The organism is Streptomyces sp. NPDC056480, from assembly GCF_042795405.1.
Taxonomy (GTDB): Bacteria; Actinomycetota; Actinomycetes; order Streptomycetales; family Streptomycetaceae; genus Streptomyces.
In genome coordinates, this window is sequence record NZ_JBHTSA010000102.1 from 17,843 (window position 1) to 29,638 (window position 11,796).

Consider the following 11,796-nt stretch of genomic DNA (forward strand, 5'->3'; position numbering starts at 1 on the left):
CGCTTCGAGGCGATCGCGAAGCGACTGACGAATGCCGGCTGCATACTTCGTCAGCCGGTCTGCAACGTGTAGATGAAGCGCCCTGAGCGATACTGCCGAACGTGCCGGAACCCAGCGAGTAACCCTGAGTACGTGACGGCGGGCATGAACCCTTTCGGCGCCGCGCTAACCGGTTAGAGCGGCCCCTGAAACCGGCTAGCCGGACTCTGAGCTCCGCTGGCCGCTGCTCCCTCCATGTCCGGCCGCCGCCCCGTCGGTGGTGACGCTGAGAGGCTTGCTGCACGCCGCTCATAAACGCAGGCCGTAATCGCCGATCGACGGGCAGGGTCCGATGGATCCCCTCTGTATCTGCCATTTGCACGCGAGTCATGTGAGACAGTCTGGCGGTCCGAAACGCGCCGCAAGGACGAATCCCACGTGTTGGGCACGATCCCGCACGCCCCTGGCCGCCCATCCGGCCAGTCATGACCCCGGCCGTATGTAGCCCGTGCATAGACTTGTGCAGCACCCCTTCGAGCGATTGCTGCACGCGTCGAGAGCAGCCTGTTCCGCGTAGCACTGCCAAGCGCACCCGGTCGACTTGAGTAGTGACTACACCTCGCAGCAGGGCTCACCGCTTCTATGCTTGCCGCAAGGGTGAGGTCGTAGCGCAGAGGTAGACGCACTGGCCAGCTAAGCCAGGACACGTTGGTTCGAATCCAGCCGCCTCACCCGCTTTGGTAGCCGCCATTCGCGAAGAGGCTGGCCCGTGAGGCCGCATGTGCCAGCCAGAACTTCAACCGAGGCGAGCCGCGAGCGGACGGACGTCACGCACGCAATGTGGTTGTTAGGGCTGCTCCGTAGAGGGCTGATCGAGGTCAGAGGCTTGCCCAGCTCGCGACAGCCGGTCGCCGTGCCGCTAACTGCGAAGTCGCCCTGGCGGCCCACGGTTTGGGCTCGTAGATTCATGGCGAGCAGGCCTCCAGACGTGGAATCAAGCACAGCGGGCCTTCTTCCTCACCGAGGTCGGCGCCTTGGATGACCCGGCACCGGGCACGTGCCCACGGCCCTGGAGTGCCGCGTGGCGCCTGAGTGCTCTTCTCCTTACCCTCCCGCGCCAGGCCGGTTCGCCGTCCGTTACGGGATCCTCCCCGTGCCCACAGTCTGCCTGCGGGGCCCTGCCCGCAGGCTCATGGTCACTTCTTGCCTAGAGGATGAGTGTTCCGGGCACCTGACACGCATTCGTGGCTGCCTCGCTGAGTCTTCGGCACCCAGTCAAGGGGCGGTTCACTCGTCGCGGTCTGCGATTAGGCAAGGGTGCCACCGGCAGCTTTCGGAGATTCCTCTCGCTCGACTACCCGGCCCTCAGGACACCATTGCTAGGACCGTGTCCTACCCGGTCAGCCTGAGGAGGTGTCTGTCGTCGCAGATGGCTTGCGGTGAGGCCGGGCAACGCCAGGCAGTTGCGGGGGTGCGTTCACAGCGGTGGTTGAGCAGACGGTACCGGGTCAGCCGGACCGTGGTCCGTTCGATCGCCAGCCGGCGGTACCCCGGAGCCGTAGCCCGAGGACCTTCTGTTGCAGCCGGTCCCCGCACTCCCGTTTACCAGATCCCACCAGCAATGAACCAGCTCAGTCACTGGAGTACTGAGGGCACGCAGCACCGCACCATTGACTAGTTCATGCCAGCACCGGACGATGTGCCCGGACATCCCGCACGTGTCGCACACCCACACTCCACCCAGGAGACAGCATGCGACTTCGAACCCGCGGAAGAAGGTTCGCCACTCTCGCGGCCCTTCTGGCGCTCGCCCTCACGGCGCCCCTTTCCGCAGGCGTGAACCAGGCCGGAGCCGACTCGGAGCCGACACCCGCCGCCGAGGAAGTGATCCGCCAATACGAGATCCACGGCCCATCCACCGCCACAGAACGCACTGCCCTTGCCGCTACCGGAGTATCCATCGACGAGGCGGATGACCACAGCATCGTCGTCAGCGCCAACTCCTCCCAGCTGCGAAAACTCCGAGTGCTCGGCCACCGCCCCGAGGCGCTGCCAGCCCCGCCCGACCGGTCCGTCAAGGGCTTGGCAGTCCAGCCCTTCAACTTCCCCTCCGCCGACGCGAGGTACCACAACTTTGCGGAGATGAACGCCGAGATCGATCAGCGCCTCGCCGCTTACCCGTCGCTTATGAACAAGCGGGTTATCGGCAAGACCTACCAGGGCCGCGACATCGTCGCGATCAAGATCAGCGACAACGTCGGCACTGACGAGGCCGAGCCCGAGGTCCTCTTCACTCACCACCAGCACGCCCGCGAGCACTTGACCGTCGAGATGGCCCTCTATCTCCTGCGCGAGTTCGGCGCTGGCTACGGCACAGACTCCCGGATCACCAGCATGGTGAACAATCGCGAGATCTGGATCATCCCGGACCTCAACCCGGACGGCGGCGAGTACGACATCGCGAGCGGCTCCTACCGAAGCTGGCGCAAGAACCGCCAGCCCAACTCGGGTTCCCTCTACGTCGGTACGGACATGAACCGCAACTGGGACTACAAGTGGGGCTGCTGCGGCGGTTCCTCAGGCTCCAAGAGCTCCGCGACGTACCGGGGCGCGGCCCCCGAGTCCGCCCCGGAAGTGAAGGTCGTTGCCGACTTCGTCCGCTCCCGCGTCGTGGGTGGCAAACAGCAGATCACGGCTGCGATCGACTTCCACACGTACAGCGAGCTGGTGCTCTGGCCGTACGGCTGGACCACTGCGAACACCGCCGCAGGCATGACCCAGGACGACCGCAACGCCTTCGCCGCAGTGGGCCAGAAGATGGCAGCCAGCAACGGCTACACACCCGAGCAGTCCAGCGACCTCTACATCACAGACGGGTCGATCGACGACTTCCTCTGGGGCAGCCAGAGGATCTTCGGGTACACCTTCGAGATGTATCCGACGTCATCGTGGAACGGCGGCTTCTACCCGCCCGACGAGGTGATCGAACGCGAGACAAGCCGCAACAAGGATGCTGTCCTGCAGCTTCTGGAGAACGCCGATTGCATGTACCGCTCCATCGGCAAACAGGCGCAGTACTGCACCGCCTGACACACTGGCAGGGGTGCCCCGGGGAATCTGGGGTGCCCCTGCCGGGACCGGTCGTGACGAGCCCGCAGCGTTGAAGGCTGATCCGTTGTGAGTGTGGGCGTACACGGGTCTGCGGGCGGATGCGGCAGTTCGAGCGGCTGCTGCAGGTGGTCGGGGAAGCAGGGGCGGGGACAGTCCTGGTGGTGGCCGGCCGTGGTATCTGCCGCCGACGGGCCGGGTGCTGCTGGTAGCCGCTTAGAACCGTACGAACCTTCCGATGAGGCAGCTTGCGCCGCTGTTCGACGTCTCGCCTGCGACAGTGTGCCGGGTCATCCAGCGGCTGCGGCCGCTGCTGGCTATCGAGCCGGCCCCGCCCGGCCAGCGCGGTGGAACGGCTGTGGATCGTGGACGGCACCCTCATCCCGGTCTGCCGCCGGAAGGACGCATCTGTCAGGTTGCGAGCTTGCTGTTTGCTGACATTGGGCGCCAGCGGAGATAGGGATGGCGCGTCGGCGGAACTGCGAAGGCACAACGGCAGCGCCTCAGCATCGGCCCCGTCGTACCGCGCCGCAGGCGGCCCTGGCCGTGCTGCCTGCCGAGGAAGGGTGCACGCCGGGTGCCGCAGATCCGGGCGCGTGCCGAGCAGCCTTCGACTGCATGAGCACAGCAGGATGCCCCACGATGCTGGCGAGGCGGCAGCGGTTTCCGCTATGCGGTCCGGGACAAACTCAAGCGCCGTCCGACGATGAATACGCCCGCCGTCGACTTCCCTGAGCCATCCGTCACGGCCCCGCCCGAGAGCCCAGGGCACGGCATTGGCTGCATGGCCGCGCATCGTCAGCCACAGGCCAGGAGCTCGTCGGCGCCACGCACGCGTTCAGCGGTCTGCGGCAGACGTGTGGCGGCGCAGCAACTGCTGCCCATCTGCGTGTGACGCACATGTGCTCAGACAGAGCGCCTGCGGCAGGGGCCCCGAACCGGTGAGGAAGCTGGCCGGGTCGCGGGGGAGGCCGGTGCACTGCACAAAGTGCCGCCCCGCGACCCTGGCGCACCCATCCGGGAACGCCTGAACAGCAGCCATTCGGCTGTCCGAAGTCATGGGCGACTACTGATCTTTTCGTTAGTTCCGTGGGCTCGACCGTTTCGTTGGTGGGATCCTGGTGCGGTGTCTTTCAAGCCTTCGTCTGTTGTTCCTCCCTTGACGCGGCCGCAGTTGGCCGAGGCCCGGCGTGTGCGGGCGGCCGAGTTGTTCGACCAGGGACGTTCGGGTGCCGAGATCGCGCGGATGCTGGGGGTCAGTGACGAGAGTGTGCGGCGGTGGAAACGGGTCTGGGAGAAGGACGGCGCCGATGCCTTGCGTCGGCGCCCGGCCACCGGCCGCCCGCCCAAGCTGGACGATGACCAGGTCGAGCGGGTGCGGACCGCGCTGGAACAAGGCGCCCAGGTGCACGGTTTCGAGGCTGATCTGTGGACGCTGGAGCGGGTCGGCCTGGTCGTCGAGCGGGTGACCGGAGTGGTCCTGTCTCGGGCGTCGGTGTGGCGGTTGCTGACCGGCCGGCTCGGATGGAGCCTGCAGCGACCCGAACGGCGGGCCGTCGAACGCGACGAATCCGAGATCGCCCGCTGGATCGCTCACGAGTGGCCGCGGATCAGAAGGGGGCGCTGAACACACGTGCCTGGATCGTCTTCCTCGACGAATCCGGAGTGTCGCTGCTGCCGCAGGTCCGCCGCACCTACGCGCCCCGCGGCCGCACACCTCTGCTGCGGCACCGGCTGAACTGGAAGCGGGCGTCGATGGCCGGGGCCCTGGGATACCACTCCACCGACCCTGATCGAGGGGCTCGGCTGTGTTTCCATCTGAAGCCCGGCAGCTACGACACCACCGCTCTCATCGAGGTCCTGGAGCAGATGAAGGCGTTCTACCGCGGTGAGCGGGTGGTGCTGGTCTGGGACGGGCTGTCGGCTCACTGGAGCCGGGCCATGCGGGCCCGGGTCGCCGAGCAGGACTGGCTCACCCTGGAGCGATTACCTGCCTACGCGCCCGAGCTCAGCCCGGTGGAGCTGCTGTGGTCCTCGCTCAAGAAACGCGAGCTTGCCAACCTCGCCGGCGACCATCTCGCCGATGTCGCCGACGCCACCGAACAGGGCATCTACCGCATCAACCACAACCCGCAGTTGCCCTGGTCCTTCCTAGCCCACACCGGCCTCACCCTCCACCCATCAACCCCACCGAACTAACAAAAAGATTAGTAAAGCATGTTGCAGAAGTCTGTGTCCGGGCAGGTCAGGGCGGGTTTCGGGGCTGGCCTGCTCACGCGGCCATGGCGAGGTTGTGCATGTGGGCGACTGCTTGGACGGCGTAGTGGAGGCCGTTGCCGCGCTGGCGGCAGTCGCGGAGGATCTTGTAGTGCTTCATCCGGGCTAAGGTGTGCTCGACGCGGGCACGGACGCGTCGGTGTTCGGCGTTGTCTTCTTCCTGGCCGCGCAGGAGGGGGCGGCCGGCCCTTCTGCGGTGGGGCACGATCAGGCCGGTGCCGAGGCAGGCGCCGTCCGCGATCACCGTCGTCCCGGCCGCCGTGGCTGGCAGGCCCGACTCCCGCCACACGTGGGCGTCGGCCTTGTTGCCCGGCGCCGGCCGGGCTGAGGCGATGACCAGGCGGCTGTCCGCGTCGATGATGACCTGCACGTTCGCCGAGAACCGGTAGTTGCGGGAGGAGGCTCCCACGGTGCGGTCGCGGACCGGGATCAAGGTTCCGTCCACGATCCACAGCCGGTCCACGTCGGCGACCGGCCGCGGGGCCGGCTCCAGAGCCAGCAACGGACGCAGACGGTGGATGACCCGGCAGACGGTGGCCGGGGAGATCCCGAAGACGGGGCGAGCTGCCGCATGGTGAGGTTGGTGCGGCAGTAGACGGCCACCAGCAGAACCCGGTCGGCCAGCGGCAGGCACCACGGCCGGCCACCACCGGGACCGTTCCCGCCCCGCTCCTTTCACCAGCTTCGCGAACCGGTCGATCCGCAAGCCCGTGAACGTCTCGACCCACACCGGCTCAGCCCGCAACACCCCACCCATACAGGAGAAATGCCCGGACCGGGGCCTTCTGCAACACCCTTTCGCCGCAACACCGATCAAAGTCACCGTTGCCTTTAGAGGCATATGCCCAACCAGGCGCCATTCCCCCAGGTCAGCCGCATGCTTCGACTGGCTACTTGGCCACGAGACAGCCTCGTCCGCTAGGCGTCGTGTGCCACTGGTCGCACGTGTACGGGAGGCAGCACGGAGAACTGCCGCTGGGTGAAGTGAAATTCGGCCAGCACGGACCGTGCGCGCGTGAATCGGCTGGCTGGTCTTCAGGAAGAAGCTGCAGGGCTTCGAGCATTTCAACTCCCATTGGCAGAGACTGAACAGGGAGAGGGGCGGACAGGCCGCTACTCACCTCACCGGGCAGGATTCCACGGGCCCATTGACAACGAGTGAGTAGGTTCCCCTCAGGACACTGGCAATGCGCCAGCCGCAGATCGTGATCGTCATGCTTGAACGGCTTGCCCTCGGCAGCAGCTGCCCTGGGATCGGGTCTGGCGGCGGGATCGCAAGCCGGACCAGCCGAGACGGTGGGCGAAGCCGTGGACGGGCTGGACAGCGTGGGCGGTGACCCTGTGTCGGATCTCGTCGCAGATGCGCAGCATGCGGGGTGCCGGGTACAGGGTGGCGGGCGCTCGCTGGCTCGGACGACTTCTCCCCGGCTCACCCGGCGATCGTCCAGCTGCTGCAAGGCAGGTCGGCTAGCAGCCTGATTACCAGTGGTTGGAGGTTTCTGTCCTGAGCCGGTGACGCAGCGCGAGGGCGCAGACGGCACCGCTCTGCCACTATGGAGTGATGACCCGGCCCGACTTGCGAATCAGCCTGGACGACGCCACATGGCGCGGATTGCTCGCGCTCGCCGAGCGTTACCACACAACCCCGGAACACATGGTGAAGAGCTGGGCAGAAGGCGAGGTAGCCCGTCGGCTCGGCCAGATGCTTGCCGATTTGCCCGCGGAGCTTATCGTCCCCAAAGTGGGCACGTTCGTCGAGATGCCGGCCCCTGAGCAGTACCGGTGCTGGGCGATCAGCGGCTATCGACCGGCCGGGGCCGATGAATCGCTGACCGCCAATCTCATGGTGATCTCGGGTGAATTGCCGCCCGACTTCTACTTTGTGGCTCGAACGCTACGATGCTGGGCCGAACTCGCCGCGGTGGCGCGCAGGGCCGTCAGGGACAGGCTTGCATTGCCCGCCCGCACGGCTCTGGGCGGCCCTGAGCTGACCTTTGGCAGTGGCCAGCGCTGGACGCTCCGCTTCGCCGACTGCGACGCACCCGGCCTGACCGAACTCGGCGTGCTGGTGGACTTCAACGGTACTGTGGTCACCGGCATCGACGACCTTACGGACGCCGCGGAAGGCTGACCGACTCGTCGCCGTCTCATTGGCAGGGGGCGCGCCGTAGAGGCTTCAGGGCGGTGGCCGCGTTGGCACCGTGACCGAGGTGTGCTGGCCGCAATCGTTTTCGTGGCCACGTCGGGCTGTACCTGGCAGCGTTGTCCGGTGATCGCCCAGGCGGCGCCAGGCGGTTCCGGTATCAGTGGCCAGGGTGTTACCGGCGCACTCCGTGTCGGGATTCGGCTGCGGTGAAGACACGTCCGAGCAAGTCCGGGGCCTCGTCGCTGCAGGGATTCCGATAGTGGTGCGGTGCGTGCGGCAGAGCTGCACGGTGATCCTGTCAGCAGCCAGCACGGCCTCACACCCCGGCCCCGGGGCCAGCCCTTACACACACCAGCAGCGCTTCGGCTGCGGAGTAAGTAGAAGTTACTCATGGCGGCAGGCTCGCGGAGACGCAGCGTTGGAAGCATGATGTCTTGACCGGTATGAGACGTATCGAGTTCTGAGCCAAGGCCTCGGTGTGGTCGAGTGGTGAGGGCCGCAGGCGACGCCGTCCCTCCTTCAACACAGCAGCCAGACCGCAGTTGTCCCCGGAATCTTCAATCAGCTCAAGCCGTTGCGTCCGCTTTACTGCCTTCCGCTCGGAGGAACGTCACCGTGGTGTCTCCAGGAATCCAATTTCGCTGGCACTGCCTCCAGGGCAGCAGGGCCGGCCAGCCTGCCGCCCTGTCACGCCGGGCCATCCTGGTGTGATCCACTACGGGAAGGGCATTGACAGTGGAGGAGACCAATACACAGGCAGCCGCCCGTCTATGTGATGCGGCACTGCTCACTCACGGACGTGGGCGGGTGTACCGGAGTCCAACGCAGCCCCTGTCGCATTGCTGATGCATGAAATGATCGCTTGGAGACCTGGGAGGTACCCCGTGGGCTCTACGGAAACGCAGACCATCCCAATCGGAGATCGAGCGAAAATGTCAGGTGCAGTCAAAGCATCCTCAATGTTCACTGCAACGCCGGAAGCTCTTAGCCCGGCCCGGACAGGCCGAATGCGCTGACCTTAGGCATTCGCATGCCTTGAGCACTCCTATCCCAGGGATGTTTCCATGTCAGTATCCAGCCCTAGGCAACACACTTCTTACGGCCACAGAGAGAGCCGACCTCCTCTTGCGCCAGGTGCTCGGGCCGTTATTGGACATCTCGAGCAGCTCCTGAGGGATCCCCTTAAGCTCTTGCGGAGCTGCTCGAACGCTGCGCCTGTCGTTCGCCTCAAGGTAGCTCATGTGAGTGTTTACCTCGTGTGCGACGCGGACCTAGCCCGTGAGATGCTGATCAATAAGAACGGTGTCTTTGAAAAGGGTGGACCGATCTACGAGGCGGGGAGATCGATCGTACCCAATAGCCTAGTCGTCTGCCCAGCCGATGTGCATCGAGGCCAGCGTACGATGATGCAGCCGGCCTTTTCGCCGAGGTCAATCGGTGCGGCTGAATCTGTAATGTCAGAAGAAGGCGAGCAAGCCAGCAATAGCTGGCGTGACGGTCAGGTGCTGGATGTCCTGACGGAATCAGGACGCATCACTCACCGAGTCGTGGCGCGCACTCTGATGCCATCTGTCACAGAGGCAATTGACGTTGACCACCTCCTTGAAGTGGTGAAGGACCTGACCCGTCTGGTAGCGCTGCAAGTCGTTGTGCCGAAGTCGGTGCGCCGTGTCATCCCGACCCTCGACAGCCGTTTCGCTGCCGCCGTCGACGGAACCCGCCAGGCGGCACAGGAAATCATCGCAGCCAGCCGCGCTTCGGAAACCCGGGATCAAGGGCTTCTGGGAGTTCTCATGCAGCAAGATGAATCGGGAGGCGCACGGCTGACGGATGAGGAACTGTGCGATCAGATCATCACACTCTTCACTGCGGGCACGGAGACAACGGCAAGCAGTCTCGCATGGGCAATGCACATACTGTCCATCCGGCCCGATCTTGAGCGCCGCCTGCATGCCGAGCTGGACAGGATGCCCCCCGGACCGATTTCCTTCAAGAGTGATCTCGGCAACCTTCCGTTTACCTGCAACTTCATAAGCGAGACGCTACGCTGCTATCCATCGAACTGGCTGCTGAGCAGAAGCGTGGTCGAGTCCGCCAAACTGGGTCCCTATGTTTTCCCCGCCGAGTCCAGCCTCATGTTCAGTCCTTATCAGATACACCGGAATCCGAAATACTATGAGCACCCGCACCAATTCGACCCGGACAGATGGGATGGCCGGCCGCCGACCGTGTCACGGCGTGCCTACATCCCCTTCGGGATGGGGGCGCGAGGCTGCATTGGTGACCGGTTTGCTGTCAGCGAGATCGCTAACCTTCTCGCCACGATCACCCGTCGCTGGTCTCTGCGTCCTGTACCCAACGCACAGATCCGTAGCAAGCGTCCCTACTTCTTTGCCGCTCCCTACGGGTTGCAGCTGCAGGTAGTGAGGCGCCGCCCACTATCCTGAGTCTTCTTGGACAGGCTGACTTGGACGATGGATGCTGCCTTTGTGGCCCTCGCGGAGCGCTGATGGTGGTTGGGTCAGGGCAGCGGGTTCACACTGTGACTGCAGGGGCGCCTGCGCTGTCGGACTCGAAGGGTCAGCTTCCTCAGTGAGCTTCTTCAACTCGGGTTCGGCCGGAGGCGCTCAAGAGCGTCTGACCTGCACAGACACTTCAGGTGGGTCACCCGATCGGTGGGCAAGCTGAAGAAGCTCAGTGATTCCTAATGCCGTCTGTCAAGCTGCGAGGGCGGTCGGCGGTTCGGGCTCGTAGCACCGTCCGTCGCGGAGAAGGGCCCAGAGGACGTTGACCCGGCGGCGGGCGAGGGCAAGGACGGCTTGGGTGTGGCGCTTGCCTTCTGCGCGTTTGCGATCGTAGAACCGGCGTGACTCGTCGCTCCGTCGGATGCTGAACAGCGCGGAGGTGTAGAGGACGCGCTGGAGCCGTCGGTTGTAGCGCTGCGGGCGTTGCAGGTTGCCGCTGATCTTTCCGGAGTCACGCGGGACCGGTGCGACGCCGCCGAAGCCGGCGAGGCGGTCGGGGGTCCCGAAGACGGACATGTCGCCGCCGGTAGGGGCCAGGAACTCGGCTCCGAGGATGATGCCGAGGCCGGGCATGCTGGTGATCACATCGAAGTGGCGGTGGTCGCGAAACCGGGCCTCGATGAGCTTGTCCAGTTCGGCGACCTGCTCGTTGAGGGTCATCACCTCCTTCGCCAGGGTGTGCACCATCTGGGCGGTCAGCGTCTCCCCGGGCAGGCTGGTGTGCTGGCGCTCGGCCGCTTCGACCGCGGTTGTGGCGAGCTGGTCGGCGCGGAGGACCTTGCGGTTGCGCAGCCAGGTCTCCAGGCGCCTGGCGCCGAGCCGGCGGACAGCCGCGGGGGTCTGGTAGCCGGTCAGCGGACCCTTGTTGGTGAGGTCCAGGGCCCGCTCCAGGCCGGGGAAGATCCCGGTCAGTTGGGCCCTCAGCCGGTTGACGGTGCGGGTTCGGTCGGCGACCAGGTCTATGCGCCGACCGGTGAGAATCTTAAGGTCGATGACGGTTTCGTCGCTGGGGCGCAAGGGGTGCAGATCGCGGCGGATGCGAACCTGGTCGGCGATGACGGCGGCATCCTTGGCGTCGGTCTTGCCTTCGCCGCGGTAGCTCTCGGAGGCGCGGTGGATGGCGCGGCCGGAGATGTAGTTCACCAGCTGGTCGTGGTTGAGGAGGATGCCTATGGCCAGGGCGGCTCCGCCGTCGGCCAGGTCGATGCCCCAGGTCACCTCGTCGCCCAGGGCCAGAACGTCGGTGAGAAGTTCGAGGAGTTCGGGCTCGTCGTTGGCGACGCGCCGCGACAGCAGCCGACGGCCACTCTCGTCGATCACGACGCAGTGGTGGTGGGCCTTGCCTGCGTCGATGCCGGCCCAGATCGCGACCATCATGCCTCCGTGCGGTGGGGTGTGCTGGGTGCTCCCGACGGACGACCTCGCTGTCGATTCCCTACGGAGCGATCATTCGCAATTCCTAATTGGCAGCCGAGTCGTCGTGGGGCGCCGGGCGGCCAATCACTGGAAGCCACAAGCGGCAGAGCCTTTTGAACCACACCCGGCACCCCTGGGTGGGAGAACCATACGAAGGGCTCGCCCTGTCCCGGTGCACAACGTAGGGAGCCTCTTTCATCCTGTGCTGGAGGGTGAAATGGGCTGGTCAGCGGGTGTGGTGACGAGGCAAGGCCTCTCGTCGTTGGCGTGGTGATTCCACTCAGCACACCGGCGACCGAAGGGGCCCTGTTGGTTCCGTATCCTGCCATGCCCGACGTCCCGCAT

Annotated in this window: 6 protein-coding genes, 1 tRNA gene and 2 pseudogenes; 7 read left to right on the top strand and 2 right to left on the bottom strand. The window is 65.5% G+C overall.

Features of this window, described 5'->3' with window-relative positions; all coding sequences use genetic code 11:
• Positions 1–637 precede the first annotated feature (637 nt).
• The 5 genes and pseudogenes from ACFQ79_RS31755 to ACFQ79_RS31775 all read left to right on the top strand — a co-directional run bounded on the left by ACFQ79_RS31755 (position 638) and on the right by ACFQ79_RS31775 (position 5,286).
• Positions 638–711 (top strand) — tRNA-Ser (locus tag ACFQ79_RS31755).
• A gap of 1,020 nt (positions 712–1,731) precedes the next feature.
• Positions 1,732–3,069: a M14 family metallopeptidase gene (locus ACFQ79_RS31760; RefSeq protein ID WP_383589873.1), complete on the top strand. Its 1,338-nt coding sequence runs from the start codon at positions 1,732–1,734 to the stop codon at positions 3,067–3,069.
• 119 nt (positions 3,070–3,188) lie between these two features.
• Positions 3,189–3,488: pseudogene (locus tag ACFQ79_RS31765) on the top strand (transposase family protein); the annotation flags it as partial.
• 725 nt (positions 3,489–4,213) lie between these two features.
• Positions 4,214–4,714, top strand: a complete 501-nt coding sequence (locus ACFQ79_RS31770; RefSeq protein WP_383589875.1) for a winged helix-turn-helix domain-containing protein — start codon at positions 4,214–4,216, stop codon at positions 4,712–4,714.
• Positions 4,687–5,286: a transposase gene (locus ACFQ79_RS31775; RefSeq protein WP_383589877.1), complete on the top strand. Its 600-nt coding sequence runs from the start codon at positions 4,687–4,689 to the stop codon at positions 5,284–5,286. Before ACFQ79_RS31770 ends, ACFQ79_RS31775 begins: the two co-directional genes overlap by 28 nt.
• 73 nt (positions 5,287–5,359) lie before the next feature.
• Here ACFQ79_RS31775 and ACFQ79_RS31780 read toward each other — a convergent pair.
• A pseudogene (locus tag ACFQ79_RS31780) lies at positions 5,360–6,121 on the bottom strand (transposase family protein).
• An 804-nt stretch (positions 6,122–6,925) separates the two neighbouring features.
• Between ACFQ79_RS31780 and ACFQ79_RS31785 the strand changes: the two are divergent.
• Complete coding sequence (locus ACFQ79_RS31785; RefSeq protein WP_383589879.1) at positions 6,926–7,495, top strand: hypothetical protein; 570 nt, start codon at positions 6,926–6,928, stop codon at positions 7,493–7,495.
• Positions 7,496–8,574: 1,079 nt separating this feature from the next.
• Complete coding sequence (locus ACFQ79_RS31790) at positions 8,575–9,957, top strand: cytochrome P450 (protein ID WP_383589881.1); 1,383 nt, start codon at positions 8,575–8,577, stop codon at positions 9,955–9,957.
• Positions 9,958–10,227: 270 nt separating this feature from the next.
• On the opposite strand, the gene ACFQ79_RS31795 is transcribed toward ACFQ79_RS31790, so the two are convergent.
• Complete coding sequence (locus tag ACFQ79_RS31795; protein ID WP_383589884.1) at positions 10,228–11,409, bottom strand: IS110 family transposase; 1,182 nt, start codon at positions 11,407–11,409, stop codon at positions 10,228–10,230.
• Positions 11,410–11,796: the final 387 nt, after the last annotated feature.